This is a genomic window from Geminicoccus harenae (assembly GCF_019800005.1).
In the GTDB taxonomy this organism is placed as follows: domain Bacteria; phylum Pseudomonadota; class Alphaproteobacteria; order Geminicoccales; family Geminicoccaceae; genus Geminicoccus; species Geminicoccus harenae.
Genome location: NZ_JABGCL010000056.1, coordinates 1 through 17352 on the forward strand (window position 1 = coordinate 1; position 17352 = coordinate 17352).

Consider the following 17352-nt stretch of genomic DNA (forward strand, 5'->3'; position numbering starts at 1 on the left):
GACCTGGGCCAAAGAGCCCGATCGGTTCAGGCTCGACCCGTCACACCACATCCCGGGACCGTACACCTAGGCTGGGCTACGCTCGCTACTCAGCCAAGGCGACCAGGCCTTCACTACGGCCGGCGCCGTGCTGGGCAATCCCTGGGTTGATCTTGCGCAAATGCAGGGCCTGACCCTGTTGCTGAACGTGCCGGTGGCGCTAGTGTCTCGGCTTGAAACCCTTGCATCGACCGGATTGGGTCTGTCCTGCCGAACTCACGCCTCGGACATGAGGCCCCAGCACAAGTAATTGCGAGCATAGAAAATGAATAAATCCGAGTGGGCGCTTTTTAGTCTGGCATATCTGGCAGATACGCACAACGTCGTCCACGGAGGGTTCCATTTTGCAATGAAACAGTTACAGGATCACTCAGGTTCGCGCGATGAGAGTTGGTATCATAGCTGCAACCGTATTATCCACGATCTCTATCACCGCTCCCAGGAATTTGGAGAGGACACCGAAATTCCGGGCGACCGGTTCGCGTCACCGGAGGCATTCGAGACTGAGCTCGGTAATTATCGAGTTCGCGTCCAAGGAATGGCAGACGAGCTCAACTGGAAGGATGAGAAATTCCGCGCAGGCAGGAATATCGACGAGCCGCCCTACCTCATCACTGTCGCGCTGAGACTGGTGATCCAGGTACGGAATGCCATAGACCAAATGCAGTCGATGAAGCCTCGGGCCTGAAGATGGGACACGTACGGATCCACCTTGCGGTCTCGTCGCCACCCGGCTGACTCGAATTGTGCTGCAACTACGGGGACTTCATGACCGACGTGCATGACCGTAGCCATCGGGTACCGCGTGGCGCTGTCACGGCATCATGCTCGGCTCCCACTATTCGAGCGCCAGCATCAGCGTGAACGACAGGTCGTGCGGATCCATGTGGTGCCGGGGAATGCCATGCACCTCGAGCGCGGGATCGTCCGTGACCGTGAAGCGGCTTTCGCGTGCCCAGTGGTCGCACAGGCTCTGGTAGGCCGCGAACACCGCCGTCCGCGGGCCCTTGAAGCGCAGGCAGGCATAGCGGCCCGGGCGGGTCTGGAACCGGTGCAGCCCATGCCGCGCCAACCGGCCCTCGTCCAGGCCGGTCCCGCCGGGAATGGTCATGCCGCAATCGTAGCGCAGTTGGTCGACCGGGGTATGGCGCGGATCGTCATACATCATCCCGATGAACAGCGCGCCGTGCCGGGGTACGCCGCACCGGCGCAGGCTATCCTCGAAGTCCCGCCAGTAGCCGCGCACCGCGTACAGGTCGCCGGTATAGCGCTTCGTCACCAGCGTGAAGCCGTCGACCTCCCGGATGCCGACCGGGCCGTAGCCCGCTGTCCCCTCCTCCGTCGTGAGCCCTGCCCGGAACCTGCGGCGGAACTGCAGCGGCGTGCAGCCGAAGCGCCGGATGAAGGCCTGGGTGAACGAGGCTTGGCTGGCATAGCCCAGCCGCACGCAGATTTGCCCCGCCGTGTCGCGCGTCCAGCAGAGCCGGATCGCCGCCGCATCCAGCCGGATGCGGCGCAGATAGGCGCCGGGCGGCATCCCGGTCTCCTGGGCGAACAGATGGTGGAGCCGCGTCGTGGACAGGCCCAGCCGCCGTGCCAGCGCCGCGAAGCAGACAGGCTCGTCCATCTGCTGCTCCATCACGCGGACGGCCTGCGCGATCCTCCAGTCCATGATCGATCACCCGTGCCGGGAACACGGCCCCGGCACTCGCAACAGCATCGCTTATTACATCTGTCGAATGTAGATCTACCTGTTTTCTGTTTCCATGAACAGCCGGATCATGCCCTGCGCAGGGTCACTCCCCGAATCGCCACTGGCCGGACGTCAGGGTGACGCGGCCAGAAGTCGTCGACTCGTCGCCCCATCCGCGCAACAAGTAGTTCTACCCTGTCGGGGGTGGAATTGGCGCCTGATGCCCTGCCTGCCTCCCTGTCCTGCCCGGGTAGGAGTGCCGTGACCGACCGACTGAAGCCCAAGAAGAAGAGCCATGTCTGCACCGAGCGGCCGCCGTTCGAGTGCATCGCATTGCTGCTCCAGGGCGGCGGCGCGCTCGGCTCCTATCAGGCCGGGGTCTATCAGGCGCTGGCCGAGGCCCGCCTCCACCCGGACTGGGTCGCCGGCATCTCGATCGGCGCGATCAACTCCGCGCTCATCGCCGGCAACCCGCCGGAAAAGCGGGTCGAGCGGCTGCGCGCCTTCTGGGAGGAGATCAGCACCGCACCGTTCGGCCTGCCGACGCTGGACCAGCTCCAGATCCGGGGCGACCTCGCCCGCAGCGCCGTCAACCAGCTCGCCGCATTCGGCGTGCTCTTAGGCGGCGCCCAGGGCTTCTTCAGCCCGCGCCCGCTCCCGCCCATGTTCTGGCCGCCGGGCGCCCCGGAGGCGCTCAGCTACTATGACGTGCAGCCGCTCAAAGCCACGCTGGAGCGCCTGGTCGACTTCGACCGGATCAACAGCGGCGAGACCCGGTTCAGCGTGGGTGCCGTCAACGTGCGCACCGGCAACTTCGTGTATTTCGACACGGAGCGCCAGGCGATCGGCCCGGAGCACATCATGGCCAGCGGCGCCCTGCCGCCGGGCTTCCCGGCCACCGAGATCGAGGGCGAGTTCTACTGGGACGGCGGGATCGTCTCCAACACGCCCCTGCAATGGGTGCTGGAGGGCCGGCCGCGCCGGGACACGCTGGCCTTCCAGGTCGACCTGTGGAGTGCCCGGGGCGAACTGCCCCGCACCCTGATGGAAGCCGAGGTGCGGCAGAAGGAGATCCGCTTCTCCAGCCGGACCCGGGCGATGACCGACCAGTTCAAGCACGTCCAGCAGCTCCGCCACGCGCTCTCCCGGCTGCTCCAGTCCCTGCCCCCGGAACGCCGGGACGACCCGGACGTGGCGCTGCTGACGGCCGAGGCGGACCACAAGGTCCACAACATCATCCAGCTGATCTACCGCTCCAAGCGCTACGAGGGCTCGGCCAAGGACTACGAGTTCTCGCGGCGGACCATGGAGGAGCACTGGCAGGCCGGCTACCACGACGCCGTCCGCACGCTGCGCCATCCCGAGGTGCTGGAGCGCCCGCGGAGCCCGGACGGAGTCTTCACCTTCGACCTTGCCTATCAGGGCCGGGAATAGTTCCTGCCCGTCACGGGAGCGAGACGCCGATGACCGAGGACGAGGTGCGGGAACGCGCCTATGCCATGCCGCTGACCAGTCCGGCCTTCCCGCTGGGCCCCTACCGCTTCTACCACCGCGAATATCTGATCATCACCTACCGCACCGACCCGGACCGGCTGCGCGCCCTGGTGCCGGAGCCGCTCCAGGTGGAGGAGCCCCACGTCAAGTTCGAGTTCATCCGCATGGCAGATTCGACCGGCTTTGGCGACTATACCGAGAGCGGCCAAGTCATCCCGGTGAGCTTCGAGGGCCGCAAGGGCGGCTACACGCTGTGCATGTTCCTGGACGACCACCCGCCGATCGCCGGCGGCCGCGAGCTGTGGGGCTTTCCCAAGAAGCTGGGCAAGCCGACTTTGCGCGCCGATGTCGACACGATGGTCGGCACGCTCGACTACGGTTCGGTGCGGGTCGCCACCGGCACCATGGGCTACAAGCACCGGCCTGCGGATGCCGATGTGGTGCTGGCCTCGATGCGCACCCCCACCTGGCTGCTCAAGATCATCCCGCACGTGGACGGCACCGCCCGGATCTGCGAGCTGGTCGAGTATTATCTGGAGGACATCGAGCTCGAGGGTGCCTGGAGCGGACCGGCCTCCCTGGAACTCGCCCACCACGCGCTCGCCCCCGTGGCCGACCTGCCCGTGCTGGAGATCGTCTCCGCCAGCCACGTCATCGCCGACCTGACCCTTGGCCTGGGCAAGGTCGTCCACGACTATCTCGGCTGAACCCCCTCGCTTTCGCCAAGGAGCTGCATCATGCGCCTGCAAGACAAGGTCGCCGTCGTCACCGGGGCCGCCAGCGGCATCGGCAAGGAGATCGCCACCGTCTATGTCCGCGAGGGTGCCAAGGTCGCGATCGCCGACCTGAACGCGGAAGCGGCGACAGCCACCGCCAGGGAACTGGACCCCAGCGGCGAGCGCGCCATGGGCATCGCCATGGACGTCGCCAACGAGCAGCAGGTCGATGCCGGCATCCAGGCGGTGATCGACCGCTTCGGCCGGCTCGACGTGCTGGTCAGCAATGCCGGCATCCAGATCGTGGCCCCGCTGGTCGAGCTGGAGCTCACCCAGTGGCAGAAGATGCTGGCCATCCACCTGGACGGCGCCTTCCTCACCACCCGCGCGGCCCTGCGCCAGATGTACCAGCAGAAGGGCGGCAGCGTGATCTACATGGGCTCGGTCCATTCCAAGGAAGCCTCGGTCCTCAAAGCCCCCTACGTCACCGCCAAGCATGGCCTCCTGGGCCTCGCCAAGGTCGTCGCCAAGGAGGGTGCCGCCCATGGCGTGCGCGCCAACGTGATCTGCCCGGGCTTCGTGCGCACGCCTCTGGTCGAGCGGCAGATCCCCGAGCAGTCCAAGGAACTCGGCATCTCCGAGGAGGACGTGGTCAAGAAGGTGATGCTGAAGGAAACCGTCGACGGCGAGTTCACCACCGTGGCCGACGTCGCCGAGACCGCTTTGTTCCTGGCCGCCTTCCCGACCAATGCGCTGACCGGCCAGTCGATCGTGGTCAGCCACGGCTGGTGCATGAACTGAGGCCGGTCCTGCGGGCGCACACGTCGCTCGACCTGCCTCCGCTCTTCTCCGACCCCGCCAGACTCGTCCCGGCCATCCAGCTTCCTCCGCCACGCCTGGATGGCCGTCCCCGGGCCCAACCCCGGGCGGCCATGATGGAACCGGACGAGGCCACGCCGACCCTCCCCGCGGGCGACGTGCTCGAGCCGCCTCATGCAGCGGGAGGCTATCCGGTCGCTGGAAGGCGAGAAGGCCATCCGCGCCGGCAGCTTCCGCCCGGTCGCCATGACCACGCGGACGGCATGCCGTCTTGCCCTCGACCGCGGTCCAGCCCGCCGACCGGGCCGATCCGGGGCGACGAAGCCGGATCCGACCGGCGCTCGACATAGGGTCGCCGGGTGACCATCCCATGCGCCGGTCGGGCAATTCCCCGCATGCCAAGGCGCACCGCCCGACCCGGGCTGCAATTCTGCCGGCGGTCATCTAGTAGGCGGCCCCATACACCGACATGCGGACCTTGTCGCAGAGGCGCTTGCCGTACATGAAGTAGGCCGGCAGCGTCCGGCCGCTCTGCTCCTCCAGCACGAAGCCGCGTTCACCCATCGGCCTCAGCGCGAACGACGCGACCTTCCCGGCAACCACCTGATAGACCTCCTCCGGATGACGGCTGCCCGAGAACACTTCATGGATCGGCACGCATTCGCTCCGGGACGCCAGGACATGCCAGGTCTCGTCCGATCCGGGCGGGAGGGTGCCCTCCGCACGAGCCTTGTCCTGCTCGGCGTATTTCTCGGCGACGAGGGGCAGGATGTCCCGGCAGGTCGGCTCGCTGTCGGTGTAGTAGTAGCGCTCGACCTCGCGGCCATTGTCGACCGCGATGGTCAGCAGGGTGCCCTTGCCGTCGGGCGTGCGCTCCGCAAACCCCTGCACATTCGAGCCGCCATGGATTTCGGCGAGGAGCGTGCCCGGGCTCGTATTCGGCGTGCCGGCCACGCACGCATTCCCATCGCCGGGCATGGCAGGATACCAGAACCAGCCCTCAGCGCTCGCTGCGGCGGAAAATATTAAAGAAACAATTAAGATCACGGCTCGCATCACAAATTTTTCATCAGTAAATCATAAGACCTATTGTAGCTCTTGCGAGAATCGTGATCAATACCGGTTTCCGCGCATTACGCTGCAACCTGGACATGAGCCGTTCCATTCCCGCCGGATCGGCCGGGCTGAGCAGCGCCAGGGGCAGAATACCCAGAACCCGGAGTGACCGAATCGGAACCCCGCCGCAGTCCGGCGATTGAGGCGACGGGACGCAGGTCGTCCCGTCACCCAGTCAGGAAGGAACCGCCATGGCGGATCCCCAGCGGAACGAGCAGAGCGAGCAGGCGCTGGAGCGGCGCTTCAAGGTGCGTCAGGTGACCGAATACCAGGCGTCCTGGACGGAGCGAGCACGCGGCGAGCCGGGCGTGTTCACGGTCCAGCTCATCCTCGACAACGGGGTGGAGGAGTACATCCTGGACGTCGATGCCGAGGACCTGGATCCCATGCTGAAGCTGTTCGCCGCGAGCGGCCACACCACCTTCGATCTCGAGCGCAAGGTGCTGATGTTCGCCAATCTCTCGGCGAAGTAGGCTTGTTCGCATGGCAGCGCGCCGCCCGAACCGGCATCGGCGCCACGTCCTGAACGGCGGAACCGGAGGGCCGGACGGCCGCCATGCCGCGGCCGACTGGATGATGGCCGAGACCATCACGGTGGTCCGCACGCCTGAACGCCGCGACCGATGGACGGCCTGCGCTCGCCCCGCCAGCTCGCCGCCTAGCTGTATAGTCCCGGCATGACGGCCAGTCAGGAACACTGATTCGTGATGATGGGCGTGCCGGCGACATGGACGCGGCTACGGCCATAGCGGCATGTCCATCGAGCTGATCGGGAGCGAAGGGGTGGCACATCCGGACGCGGCGTCCTGGTAGCCGAGGATCCGGGCTGCCGCCGCCCCTCGCAGAACCCTTTCCGGCCGCCTGCCTCGAAGCCGAAAGGGCTATGATCTCGTGTACCTCACAGGTAGCCAGGACCACCTACGGGTCTGCACCTTCGGGGACCGGACGACGGGCAGTACCGGCGCACACTCGATCGCGCCAGCCGAGATGCGAGAACGGGCGACGACCCGATTGCCCGCGCAGCCGACCCAGGTGGGAGAGACCTCCGTCCAGCCCGTAATAACCCGCTTGGTGCTGCCTATGCCGACCCGCGCCTCACCTGCAGCGGCCTCACGGCAATTCGGTCCCATCGCACGGGACGGGACGCAGCCCTAGCCAACCGGGCAGGGTGATCGCGCTGCGCCGCCGCAACAGCAGCGCCAGCGTGTCCTCGAGATGGCCCAGCAGGACGCTCGCCTCGGCCGTGCCATGGCCTTGCCGCTGCCGCCAGGCGAGCCGTGCCCGCTGATCCTCGAGGCGCGCCGCAGTGGCTTCGATCCGCCGCTCCAGCACTTCCAGACGCACTTCTTGTTCCATCTGCCCTGCGATCCACTGGCCGTCCTGCGCGGCTACCAACGGTTGATAAACCGGTCGGTGCCGCGCCGCGTCGCGCGCAATAGTGCGGCGTGGCATCTGGGCCACAGGAGCCGCTCAGCCACCATCGAGCCAGAGCTGGTCCAGCAGCGTCCGGCGCTGGTGCTGCCACTGTACCTGCACGTACTCCATGGCCCGCAGGGTCGCCGCACCGCCCTTCGGGTTCAGCCGGAACCCACGCTGCCGGGCCAGGCAGGCCCGCATCCGTGCCAGTCGCAGATCGCCTGCGGCCAGGCGGTCCTCTGCAGCCGCGAGCCGGGCATGCAGGAGCGCATGATCGAGCGGGAACGCCGGGGTAACGGAGTGGGAGATAGGGGAAGACATGGCGTGTACTCGCGCAGGTTGGGCGGGAGCACACGTACCTCTCTCAGCCACCCGCGCCGGGAACCAAGGCGGGCAGTACCTGTCATATAGAGCGGCAGTGCCCCTGCGGGAACCCGTCCCGACATCATCTGCCCCGGACGTCGGGGCCCGAACCGCCCCAAAAAGCCCGCCAGGCGGCGGAGCGCGTGCCGGCTGCCAGCGCCGCCTCCATCGGCGGTGATGGGACGCAACCCGTCCATGCGCCGGCCGGTGCGGCCATCCGCCTGGTGCAGGCACCATCCCGGCCAGACCCGGTCAACATGCCGCGTCCTACTGGACCAGGTCGGGCGGAATATGGATGCTGGTTTGCGCCGTTTTCTGCTGGGGAACGGGCGGCCGCCTACGGCCGTTAGGTTCCTGCTCCCAGCGAGGCCAGAGGAAGCATGACGAATCGACGACTCGCCACCGCCAGCCGCCGCGTGGCCGCTGCCGAAGCGCGGCTGGCCCAGCAGCGCCGGCTCCTGCACGAGGCCAAGGGCTACGGCTCGCCCGAATGGGTAGCGATCGCCGAGAATTCCTTCACCGCCCTGGAAACCGCGCTCGCCTGCTTCCGCATGGAACTGGCGGCCTGCCGTCAGGACCGGGCCTAGGCAAAGAACTCGAACAGCCTCCTGCAGTTGCCTGGTCAGGCTTGAGCCAGCTCAGGGCCAAGTGGATGCGCTGTCGGTAGTAATAGGCTTCAATATCGGCAAACAGGTTACGCCGGACTCCTGCCCGGGTTGCCCATCGACGCTGATGGGCGAGTTCCATCTTCAAGGTGTGGAAGAAGCTTCTGATGGTGCATGGTCATAGCAGCCGCCAGTTCGGCTCATCGACTGCTTGGCGGCATACTGGCTGCCGCGGTCGCTGTGATGAGCAGGCCGCAGCCGCCGACGACCTTGCGGGTCACGAGGTCGAGCACGATGGCGAGGTAGCGCCACCCGCACTCATTGGCAGATAGGTGATGTCGGCCTCCAGGCCCTTTTGGCGCCGAGACCGAGAGCGCCCGCTTCAGTCGGCGGCCCGCCGCCTCGGCCACTTCAGCCGCCGCCCATGACGGGCGTGCTTCTCCAGCAATGGCGCAAGGAGCGCGCACCCGCGGTCCAACCGGTCAGCCGGGTACCGGCGACGTCGCTCGGTCATGGCAACAGGCTCGGCGATCACCGATCGCCGAGCGCTCCACGCCGGCCCCCCGCGAGCCGCTGCCCATTTGGAGGAGCGTCGCTACGCCATCACGATCGGGTGGCCGACCCGATCGGGCGTTACCTCGACGATCCCGTCCATTTCGTCCAGATGGGCCCGCAGCAGCGCCATGTTCTTCAGGTTGGACTTGTAGAACGCGTCGCCCACCCAGCCGATCAGCGGCACGATGCTGATGGCGAAGTCGACGCCGACATGGCCGACCATCTTGGCCAGCGTGCGGGCCGGCACGCCTAGGCGCCGCGCCTCCCAGATCAGGTAGGCCGACATCACCTTGGCGAACGCGGTGCCCACACCCGGCACGATGTTCAGCGCGGCGTCCGCGCCGAAGCGGAAATTGGTGCCCGGCACGCGCACCGCGCTGTCCATCACCCGGGCCAGCATCTCCAGCCGGCGGCGTACCGCGGCGACCTCCTGGGCATCGAGCTTGGTCGGACGACGGGGAGAAGAAGCAGACCGCATGGGATACCTCCTGGATGAACAGCCGCTGCGAACGCAGTCTGGTCAGGTGGTGTCCGACATCATGATCCCGGCGGGGACCACCAGAGGGGCCCGGACTTCACGAAAAAACTAGTTGGCCCCGGCAAACCGGCTTTCAAGATCCGCAAGCGGCGTCTTGCGCTACCGCAGAATTTACTTCGCCGCCTCTTGAACTAGGCTGAAGTTCTTCCTAGCGGCACCCGGTGGACCCAGGCGGCAGGTTCTGGCATAATGGGTCGGTGCGGCCGTCACGCGGCTGCACTCTGTTTTTCTAGAAGAAAGGAAGAAACCAGGATCATGGCTACTGCCGCTGTCGTTCCGCTGCACTCCCAGGCCGGCCAGGAGCTTTTCGCTCTGCTGGAGGAGGTGAACGCGCTGCGTGCGGCGGTCGCGGAGGATGGTGCCGCGATCTGCCGGGAAATACTGGAAGAGGCCGGCGACAAGGCCGCCTCCTGGCCGGGCCTGGCCAATTTCGGCCACTATATCGCGCTGCGCCGCCACGACATGCGCGGCCTGCAGCGTCGGCTGATGCCGCACGGCCTGTCGTCGCTGGGCCGCCTCGAGGGCCGGGTCATGCCGACCCTGGATGCGGTTGCAGTAGCACTCGCGGCCCTGGCCGGCCGGCCGCGGCCGGTGGCCTCGCCCGAGCCCGACGCCTTCTTCGCCGGCGAGACCGCCCTTGCCGCTGCCACCGACCGGCTGCTGGGTCCGCCCTGCGGCCACCGGCGCAGCCGGATCATGGTGACGCTGCCCAGCGAGGCCGCCGACGATCCCGAGCTCAGCCTGGAGCTGGTCCGCCGAGGCATGGACGTGGCGCGGATCAACTGCGCCCATGACGATCGCGCCGCCTGGGAGCGGATGGCCGCCCATGTGCGCGCCGCCGGTGCTGCCCATGGCCGCCCGGTCGCGGTGCTGATGGACATTGCCGGGCCCAAGATCCGGCTGGAGGCGGTGGCCGCCCAGAGCCGCAAGGCCCGGCTGTTCCTGGGCAGCCGCTTCCGCCTGGTCGCCAGCGGCACGCCGATGCCGCCGCTGGACCTGCCGTTCACCGCCCTGGTCTCCCTGCCTGAGCTGGTGACCCGGCTCCGGCCGGGCGACCGGGTGCTCTACAATGACGGCAAGGTCGAGGCCGTGGTCGAGACGGCCGAACCGGGCGAGGCCATCCTGCGCGTCACCAGGGTCAAGCCCACCGGCAGCCGGCTCAAGCCCGAAAAGGGCCTGAACCTGCCCGACACGGCACTCGGGCTCTCGCCGCTCACCGGCAAGGACCAGACCGACCTGGGGGCCGTGCTCGAGCTGGCCGACATGCTGGGCTACTCGTTCGTGGCCGACCCCTCCGACCTCGACCTGCTGGAGGAGGCGGTGGCCCGCCATGGCCGCCCGGACCGCCCGCTCGGGCTGATCGCCAAGATCGAGCGGCCCGAAGCGGTGCGCAACCTGCCGGCCCTGATCGCGCGCGCCGCCGGCCGCTGGCCGTTCGGCGTGATGATCGCGCGCGGCGACCTCGCCGCCGAGATCGGCTTCGAGCGGCTGGCGGAGATGCAGGAGGAGATATTGTGGCTGGGCGAGGCCGCCTCGGTCCCGGTGATCTGGGCGACCCAGGTGCTGGAAAGCATGGTCAAGGAGGGCACGCCGTCGCGTGGCGAGATGACGGACGCCGCCATGGCCGCGCGCGCCGAATGCGTCATGCTGAACAAGGGCCCGGAACTGCCCGCGGCCGTGGCCCTGCTCGACCGCCTGCTCGGCCGCATGGACGCCCACCAGTTCAAGAAGACCGCGATGCTGCGCGCCTTGAACGCCTGGTAACGGCCCCCGATGACAAGCGCCGCGATCGTGCCTATCTAGGGTTGCTGTGGCTGGTCTCCTGCGGCCGGCCCTGCCCCCACCCCGAGGTGACGAGCACGGTGCTGAAGAGAATGCGGTCCCCTGGCCGGCAGACCCTGCCGGCCCAGATCCTGCCCTCCCCGATCCGTTCGGTGCTGAACGGCGAGCGCCGGAGCTATCGGGCAGCACGCGACGGCGGCGGGCCGCAAACCCTGATCGCCTCCTACAACGTCCACAAGTGCGTCGGCACCGACAAGCGCTTCGACCCTGCCCGCATCGCCGAGGTGATCGCGGAGATCGGCCCGGACGTGATGGCGCTCCAGGAAGCCGACCAGCGCTTCGGCGACCGCGCCGGCCTGCTCGACCTCCAATGGCTGGAGCGCCAGTGCGGCCTGGTCGCCGTCCCGGTGCGCGCGCACACCCGGCTCTGCCATGGCTGGCACGGCAACGTCATCCTGTTCAAGGCGGGTGCGGTCGCCGACATCCACCAGATCCGCCTGCCCGGCGTGGAGCCGCGCGGTGCGCTCGTGGTCGATCTCGACCTGGAAGCCGGCCCGCTGCGGATCATCGCCGCCCATCTGGGCCTGCTGCGCCGCTCGCGTGCCCAGCAGGCCGAGGCGATCCTGGCCGCCATGGAGCAGCGCACCGAGCGCCCGACCCTGCTCATGGGCGACCTCAACGAATGGCGCCTGGGCCAGCGCTCCTCGCTCCTGCGCCTCGACCCCTCGTTCGGCCCGCTCACCCCGGCCCTGCCGAGCTTTCCCTCGCGCTTCCCGATGTTCGCCCTGGACCGGATCCTGGCCAATCCCTCGGCCATGATCACCAGCATCGAGGTCCACGATTCCCGCCTGGCACGGGTCGCCTCGGACCACCTGCCGATCAAGGCGCGCATCGACCTGGCCCATGCGGTCCGCACCGACGCCGCGGCAGCGCTTGCGGCCTGACCGCGCATCCGGCCCGTGCTAGGAGCCGAGCGCCAGGTCCGCCCGAGGTGACATGCGTCCGCTGCTCGTCCTTGCCCTGCTGATCCTCTGCTTCGTGCTGGCCTCGGTCCTCGCCGTCTATTCCTTTGGCCGCTTCGCCCGCCAAGCCCGCGGCAAGCCCGCTCACGCCCTGCCGGTCTCCCCCGACGCCACCGCGCTCGACCGCCTGGCGGCCCCGCTCCTGGCCGAGCACGAAAACCAGAGCGGCCTCCTCCTCCTGGCCTCCAACCTCGACGCCTTCGCCGCCCGCGCTTTGTCCGCCCGCCAGGCCGGCCGCAGCCTGGATCTCCAATATTACATCTGGGAGGACGACGGCCTGACCGGCCGCCTCATGATCGAGGAGGTGCTCAAAGCCGCCGACCGCGGCGTGCGCGTCCGCCTCCTGCTCGACGACATCAACCTGCGCGGCAACGACATCGCCTCGCTCGGCCTGAACGCGCACCCGAACATCGAGGTCCGCCTGTTCAACCCCGCGCGCAACCGCGGCGACCGGCTGCGCCGCGGCCTGGAAATGCTCCTGCGCGCGTTCCGCGTGAACCGGCGCATGCACAACAAGGCCTGGATCGCGGACGGCCGCATCGCCATCGTGGGCGGCCGCAACATCGGCGACGCCTATTTCGGCGCCGGCTCCCCCGCCAATTTCCGCGACCTCGACCTGCTCCTCCTGGGCCGCGCCGTGGCGCAGACCGAGCGCGTGTTCGACGCCTACTGGAACAGTGCGGCCACCATCCCGCTCCTGCGCCTGGCCCGGCGCCGCGCCTCCCACCTGCCCCGCCTGCGCCGCCACCTGGAAAGCCTGCACAACGACGAGCGCGTGCGCCCCTATCTCGCCCGCGTCGCCGAGCGCGCCTCGGTCGAGACCCTGATCCACGACCGCGCCCGGCTCCACTGGAGCCAGCGGACCAGGATCGTCTGGGACCCGCCGGAAAAGGCCGAGGGCAACGGCCAGAAGAACTGGCTGATCTGGGCGCTGCGCCCCCTCCTCCTCTCCGCCAAGGACCGCCTGGAGATCATCTCCCCCTATTTCATCCCCGGCGACGCCTTCACCCGCGAGCTCACCGGCATGGCCGAGCGCGGTATCAGCGTCGCCATCCTGACCAACTCGCTGGCCGCCACCGACGTCGCCGCCGTCCACGGCGCCTATATCCGCTGCCGCTATCCTTTGCTCCGCGCCGGCATCGCCCTGTTCGAGCTGAAGCCCTACAAGCACCGCGGCGCCATCTCCCTGTTCGGCTCCAGCAGTGCCAGCCTGCACACCAAGTCCTTCACCGTGGACGACCATGCCGGCTTCATCGGCTCGATGAACTTCGACCCGCGCTCCGTCTCCCTCAACTGCGAGATGGGCGTGGTCTTCGAGCAGCCAGAGCTGGTGGCCGAGGTCCGCGCCATCTTCGCGGATGAGACCCACCCGCACAAAAGCTACCGCCTGGCCCTTTCCGAAAACGGCCGCCTGCGCTGGCAGGACCGCGGCCCCGACGGCCCCCGCACCCAGCCCCACGAGCCTGCCGCCGGCCTGTCGCGCCGGCTGATCTCCACCGTGATCAGCTACCTCCCCGTCCAGTCCCAGCTCTGACCGTCCATCACCGGCAGGCCAGTTCGAACACCGCCACCGGCCCCACCACCCGGCGGGCACCGTGAGCACGGGCAGGAGGTGCCGGTGAAACTGCCGCCCAAGGTGACTTGGCCGGCACTCCATCCTACCGCAAGGAGTACACACCACTACTTCGCCGTTCCCCCGCCGATCGCCGTTTGACCTGCCTGTTCCTGCGATGTACCGACGCGCACCCAATTGTTCGGCGGATAGATTTCTTGCGTTACCGGTCAGATATCGACGGGCTTCGCGCGCTGGCGATCGTCCCCGTTCTCGCATTCCACGCCGGCGTCGATCTGTTTCAGGGCGGCTTCGTCGGCGTTGACGTCTTCTTCGTCATCTCCGGCTACCTGATCACCAGCATCGTCATGACCGAGCTGGCGGAGGGCCGCTTCTCCATCGCCGAGTTCTACAAGCGCCGCATCCTGCGCATCGTCCCGGCCCTGACCGTCGTCCTGCTCGCGACGGCCGCCGTCGCCTGCATCGTCATGCTCCCCAACGAGTTCCGCGAGACCGGCCGCAGCGTGGTCGCGGCGTCCCTGTTCGTGTCCAACGTCTTCTTCTGGCAGACATCCGGCTATTTCGACGGCCCCGCCGACCAGAAACCCCTCCTGCACACCTGGTCGCTGGCGATCGAGGAGCAGTTCTACCTGTTCTTCCCGATCCTCCTGCTCGTCCTGCACCGCTGGTTGCGCGGCCACCTCGCTGTCACCGTCGCTGTCCTGGTCGCCCTGTCCTTCCTGCTGGGCGTCCTCCGCCTGCCCGCTGCCCCCTCCACGACCTTCTATCTCCTGCCGACCCGGGCCTGGGAGCTCGGCATCGGCGCCCTGCTCGCCATCTGCCCCCTGCCCCGGCTGGGCCAGCGGACCCGCGAAACCGGTGCCGTCCTCGGCCTGCTCCTGCTCCTCTACGCGGTGTTCGGCCTGTCTCCGGCCGACCCCTTCCCCGGCTGGAACGCGCTCTGGCCCTGCCTGGGTGCTGCCCTGATCATCGCCTGCGCCGAAGCGACCCGCACCGGCCAACTCCTGGGCACCAGACCCTTCGTCGCCATCGGCGCCATCTCCTATTCGCTCTATCTCTGGCACTGGCCGCTGATCGTGTTCTACCGGCTCCTCCACGGCCAGGAGCTCACCCCCGTCGAATCCGCCGGCCTGATCGCCGCCTCCCTCCTCCTGGCGACCCTCTCCTACCGCTTCGTCGAGACCCCGTTCCGCACCCCCGCCCTGCGCCGCACCCGCTCCGGCCCGGTCCTGGCGAGTTGCGCTGCCGTCATCGCCGCCTCGGTGGCACTCGGCGCCAGCGTCGACCGCTTCGGCGCCAGCTGGCGGCAATACCCGGCCGAGGTGGTCCGCATCGCCCACTATGCCGACTACCACGCCCTTCCCGACTACCGTTACCAGTTCCGCCCGGGCCAGTGCCTGATCGGTGCCCAGCTCGACGCCGACCTGCCGTTCCGCCCCGAGCAATGCCTCGAGCCCGATCCGGCCCGGCCGGACTATCTCGTGGTCGGCGACAGCCATGCCGCCCATCTCTGGCGCGGCCTGAGCCTGACCTTCCCCGACATTCATTTCCTGCAAGCCACCGCCACCGGCTGCCGCCCCCTCCACGGGGGCCCGGGCGAAGCCCGCTGCACTGAGCTGATCCGCCAGGTCTTCGACGACTTCCTGCCGAAGACCAGGCTGGACGGCATCATCCTCGCCGGACGCTGGCGCTCCGCCGACCTTCCCCGGATCGAGGCCACCATCGCCCACCTGGCGCGCTTCGCCCCCGACATCGTCGTCCTGGGCCCGGCCCCGGAATACGAGGGCGAATTCCCGCTCCTGCTCGCCCAGAGCGTCCATCACGGCGACCCGGACATCGTCACCCACGCCCAGGACACCAGCCGGCGCGACCTCGACACTGCCCTCGCCAGGGTCGTCGCCGCCACCCCCGCCCGCTACATCTCGATGCACGACATCCTCTGCCCCGGCGGCCAGTGCACCCGCATGACCGACGACGGCACGCCCGTGCAGTTCGACTACGGGCACCTGACCCTCCAGGGTGCCAAGCTGGTGGCTCAGCGCATCAGCGCCGTCTGGCGCCCTGGCTCGCCTCTGCTCAACTAGCGGCGGTCATAGGTGGATGGAGCGTCACGGCCGGCTGCTCTCCACCCTGGCAGCGCCAGCCTGCACACGAGGTCCTTCGCGATGGACGACGCGGGCGGCTTCATCGGCTAGATGGACTTCGACCCGCGCTGGGTCTCGCTCAACCGCGAGATGGGCGTGGTGTTCGAGAACCTAGAGCTGGTGGCCGAGGTCCGCGCCATCTTCCCCGACGAGACCGACCCGCAGAAGAGCTACCGCCCGGTCCTCTCCGAGAACGGCCGCCTCGTCTGGCAGGACCGCGGCCCGGATGGGCCGTGGGTGCACCCGCACGAACCGACGGCAGGACTATAGCGGCGGGTGGTCTCAACGGTGATGAGCTACCCGCCGGGGCAGTCGCAGTTGTAAACATTCAAATCTTTAAACACTTATCTAATTGCCTTTAGCTTATCTACATTGAGAGCTATCCGCCTATATCTTTCCGCAAACGCTTCACGACCTCCCTCCATTACTTCGCATATTGTCCTACGCACCTCTGCATCCTGCAGACATCCTTGCCGCTCGATATGAGCTTGACCACCGCGTGACGTCAACGCGACTACATACTCCGCATCGCCATTGACAACTATATTCGCATTGTGAGTTACGACAATCACTTGCCGCCTAATTTTCATGTCTTTAATTTGCTTTACAATCAGTCGGTACACTAGATTATTGTCTAGATCATCCTCAGGTTGATCTAGTATGATTGGATCATCTCCATACGGTAGCAAGAACGCCAGCAAGGCTGCCGTCTTCTGGCCAGGAGACCCTTCCTTGATAGCCCTAAAGTTATCACCATTCCCAGTCGGACTATGCAGTACTTGGACTGTATCCTCTGGATACCATATATCTAGCTTATCGATGACCTCTCCTGCTAATCCCTGAAGCATCGTTAGGAAGCGTCTGTCGGCACAGTCCCCATACGCAGCCGAGCCTGCTTTCCCTGCGGCGATTCGATTTCTTAGAGCCTCAACCTCTTGCTCCATCGCAAGTGGCGAATTTGCTTGGGACAGGCCGCCTAGTAAACTCTCGAAATCGCGGGAAAACCTGTCTCCAAGACAATTTAGTAGCGACCGCAAAGCCCCCTCTACACCATCAATGTCACCATATGGCACCACATCGATTCGAACATATTTGTTACCTCTCAACACTCGACCAACAAACTCAGACCGCCTTTTCGTCAATGAACGTCGCAACTCAAGAATACTTCTTTTACATTTGTCAATATCAGCATCTATTTCTTCTATCAGCTTTCTTGCAGTATTCACACGATCAAGGCGTTTTTCTACATAATCTATCTCGCCAATCACTTTATCAAATTCTAATGGATCATCTCCACCAATTTCAGCCAGTTTGTCACAAAGGCTTTGATATCGCTGAGAGCCCGTTTGAGAATGCACTCAGTGGCTGATGCGGCGTAGCAGCAGGCTGCCCATGGCGACCTGCACGAAGGCTTCGGACACATCGAGCCTGGCCTCGTAGTCCCGCACCAGGCGGCGCCAGCGAACCATCCAGCCGA

General features: G+C 66.9%; 18 protein-coding genes and 1 pseudogene. 11 read left to right on the plus strand and 8 right to left on the minus strand.

Going from position 1 to position 17352, the window contains the following annotated elements:
* Positions 1–304 precede the first annotated feature (304 nt).
* Complete coding sequence (locus HLA95_RS25385) at positions 305–727, plus strand: hypothetical protein (protein ID WP_191059462.1); 423 nt, start codon at positions 305–307, stop codon at positions 725–727.
* Between the two features lie 150 nt (positions 728–877).
* Here HLA95_RS25385 and HLA95_RS25390 read toward each other — a convergent pair whose 3' ends face one another.
* A complete protein-coding gene (locus HLA95_RS25390; protein ID WP_191059463.1) occupies positions 878–1711 on the minus strand; it encodes an AraC family transcriptional regulator in 834 nt (277 codons plus the stop codon).
* A 282-nt stretch (positions 1712–1993) separates the two neighbouring features.
* Here HLA95_RS25390 and HLA95_RS25395 point away from each other — a divergent pair, with 282 nt between their 5' ends.
* The 3 genes from HLA95_RS25395 to HLA95_RS25405 are packed head-to-tail and all read left to right on the plus strand — an operon-like array spanning position 1994 to position 4743.
* A complete protein-coding gene (locus tag HLA95_RS25395) occupies positions 1994–3166 on the plus strand; it encodes a patatin-like phospholipase family protein (RefSeq protein WP_223861493.1) in 1173 nt (390 codons plus the stop codon).
* 29 nt (positions 3167–3195) lie between these two features.
* The gene (locus tag HLA95_RS25400) at positions 3196–3933 is read left to right on the plus strand and encodes an acetoacetate decarboxylase (protein ID WP_191059464.1); all 738 of its coding nucleotides are present in this window, start codon (positions 3196–3198) and stop codon (positions 3931–3933) included.
* Positions 3934–3963: 30 nt separating this feature from the next.
* Positions 3964–4743, plus strand: coding sequence for a 3-hydroxybutyrate dehydrogenase (locus tag HLA95_RS25405; RefSeq protein ID WP_191059465.1), 780 nt, complete (start codon positions 3964–3966; stop codon positions 4741–4743).
* A 462-nt stretch (positions 4744–5205) separates the two neighbouring features.
* Here the strand turns inward: HLA95_RS25405 and HLA95_RS25410 are convergent, their stop codons facing one another.
* Positions 5206–5652 (minus strand): hypothetical protein, encoded by a 447-nt coding sequence (locus HLA95_RS25410; protein ID WP_222184928.1) that lies wholly within the window; start codon positions 5650–5652, stop codon positions 5206–5208.
* Between the two features lie 416 nt (positions 5653–6068).
* Here HLA95_RS25410 and HLA95_RS25415 point away from each other — a divergent pair, with 416 nt between their 5' ends.
* Positions 6069–6350 (plus strand): hypothetical protein, encoded by a 282-nt coding sequence (locus tag HLA95_RS25415; protein ID WP_191059467.1) that lies wholly within the window; start codon positions 6069–6071, stop codon positions 6348–6350.
* A gap of 637 nt (positions 6351–6987) precedes the next feature.
* Here the strand turns inward: HLA95_RS25415 and HLA95_RS25420 are convergent.
* Positions 6988–7233: a hypothetical protein gene (locus HLA95_RS25420; protein WP_191059468.1), complete on the minus strand. Its 246-nt coding sequence runs from the start codon at positions 7231–7233 to the stop codon at positions 6988–6990.
* Between the two features lie 114 nt (positions 7234–7347).
* Entirely contained in the window at positions 7348–7614 is a 267-nt protein-coding gene (locus tag HLA95_RS25425; protein WP_191059469.1) for a hypothetical protein, read from the minus strand.
* A gap of 422 nt (positions 7615–8036) precedes the next feature.
* Between HLA95_RS25425 and HLA95_RS25430 the strand changes: the two genes are divergently transcribed.
* Positions 8037–8243, plus strand: a complete 207-nt coding sequence (locus tag HLA95_RS25430; protein WP_191059470.1) for a hypothetical protein — start codon at positions 8037–8039, stop codon at positions 8241–8243.
* Here HLA95_RS25430 and HLA95_RS28620 read toward each other — a convergent pair.
* Complete coding sequence (locus HLA95_RS28620) at positions 8173–8430, minus strand: IS3 family transposase (protein ID WP_370467531.1); 258 nt, start codon at positions 8428–8430, stop codon at positions 8173–8175. The genes HLA95_RS25430 and HLA95_RS28620 overlap by 71 nt on opposite strands.
* Positions 8431–8856: 426 nt before the next feature.
* Complete coding sequence (locus HLA95_RS25440) at positions 8857–9294, minus strand: DUF4112 domain-containing protein (protein ID WP_191062450.1); 438 nt, start codon at positions 9292–9294, stop codon at positions 8857–8859.
* Positions 9295–9609: 315 nt separating this feature from the next.
* Between HLA95_RS25440 and HLA95_RS25445 the strand changes: the two genes are divergently transcribed.
* The 5 genes from HLA95_RS25445 to HLA95_RS25465 all read left to right on the plus strand — a co-directional run bounded on the left by HLA95_RS25445 (position 9610) and on the right by HLA95_RS25465 (position 16145).
* Positions 9610–11118 carry a pyruvate kinase gene (locus HLA95_RS25445; RefSeq protein WP_255592248.1) on the plus strand — a complete coding sequence of 503 codons (1509 nt, stop codon included), beginning with the start codon at positions 9610–9612 and terminating at the stop codon, positions 11116–11118.
* 110 nt (positions 11119–11228) lie between these two features.
* A complete protein-coding gene (locus tag HLA95_RS25450) occupies positions 11229–12080 on the plus strand; it encodes an endonuclease/exonuclease/phosphatase family protein (protein ID WP_191060820.1) in 852 nt (283 codons plus the stop codon).
* Positions 12081–12132: 52 nt separating this feature from the next.
* On the plus strand, positions 12133–13692 hold the full coding sequence (locus tag HLA95_RS25455; protein WP_191060821.1) for a phospholipase D family protein: 1560 nt from the start codon (positions 12133–12135) through the stop codon (positions 13690–13692).
* Between the two features lie 236 nt (positions 13693–13928).
* Entirely contained in the window at positions 13929–15815 is a 1887-nt protein-coding gene (locus tag HLA95_RS25460; protein WP_222184930.1) for an acyltransferase family protein, read from the plus strand.
* Positions 15816–15926: 111 nt separating this feature from the next.
* Entirely contained in the window at positions 15927–16145 is a 219-nt protein-coding gene (locus HLA95_RS25465; RefSeq protein WP_191062088.1) for a phospholipase D-like domain-containing protein, read from the plus strand.
* A 74-nt stretch (positions 16146–16219) separates the two neighbouring features.
* Here the strand turns inward: HLA95_RS25465 and HLA95_RS25470 are convergent, their stop codons facing one another.
* Positions 16220–17233 carry an ATP-binding protein gene (locus HLA95_RS25470; RefSeq protein WP_191062089.1) on the minus strand — a complete coding sequence of 338 codons (1014 nt, stop codon included), beginning with the start codon at positions 17231–17233 and terminating at the stop codon, positions 16220–16222.
* Positions 17234–17352: pseudogene (locus HLA95_RS25475) on the minus strand (IS5/IS1182 family transposase); the annotation flags it as partial.

Bases quoted from the DNA above. Each gene is read 5' to 3' on its own strand.
- HLA95_RS25385 (WP_191059462.1), top strand. From the start codon at position 305: ATGAATAAATCCGAGTGGGCGCTTTTTAGTCTGGCATATCTGGCAGAT.
- HLA95_RS25390 (WP_191059463.1), bottom strand. From the start codon at position 1,711: ATGGACTGGAGGATCGCGCAGGCCGTCCGCGTGATGGAGCAGCAGATG.
- HLA95_RS25400 (WP_191059464.1), top strand. From the start codon at position 3,196: ATGACCGAGGACGAGGTGCGGGAACGCGCCTATGCCATGCCGCTGACC.
- HLA95_RS25405 (WP_191059465.1), top strand. From the start codon at position 3,964: ATGCGCCTGCAAGACAAGGTCGCCGTCGTCACCGGGGCCGCCAGCGGC.
- HLA95_RS25415 (WP_191059467.1), top strand. From the start codon at position 6,069: ATGGCGGATCCCCAGCGGAACGAGCAGAGCGAGCAGGCGCTGGAGCGG.
- HLA95_RS25420 (WP_191059468.1), bottom strand. From the start codon at position 7,233: ATGGAACAAGAAGTGCGTCTGGAAGTGCTGGAGCGGCGGATCGAAGCC.
- HLA95_RS25425 (WP_191059469.1), bottom strand. From the start codon at position 7,614: ATGTCTTCCCCTATCTCCCACTCCGTTACCCCGGCGTTCCCGCTCGAT.
- HLA95_RS25430 (WP_191059470.1), top strand. From the start codon at position 8,037: ATGACGAATCGACGACTCGCCACCGCCAGCCGCCGCGTGGCCGCTGCC.
- HLA95_RS25440 (WP_191062450.1), bottom strand. From the start codon at position 9,294: ATGCGGTCTGCTTCTTCTCCCCGTCGTCCGACCAAGCTCGATGCCCAG.
- HLA95_RS25445 (WP_255592248.1), top strand. From the start codon at position 9,610: ATGGCTACTGCCGCTGTCGTTCCGCTGCACTCCCAGGCCGGCCAGGAG.
- HLA95_RS25450 (WP_191060820.1), top strand. From the start codon at position 11,229: ATGCGGTCCCCTGGCCGGCAGACCCTGCCGGCCCAGATCCTGCCCTCC.
- HLA95_RS25455 (WP_191060821.1), top strand. From the start codon at position 12,133: ATGCGTCCGCTGCTCGTCCTTGCCCTGCTGATCCTCTGCTTCGTGCTG.
- HLA95_RS25465 (WP_191062088.1), top strand. From the start codon at position 15,927: ATGGACTTCGACCCGCGCTGGGTCTCGCTCAACCGCGAGATGGGCGTG.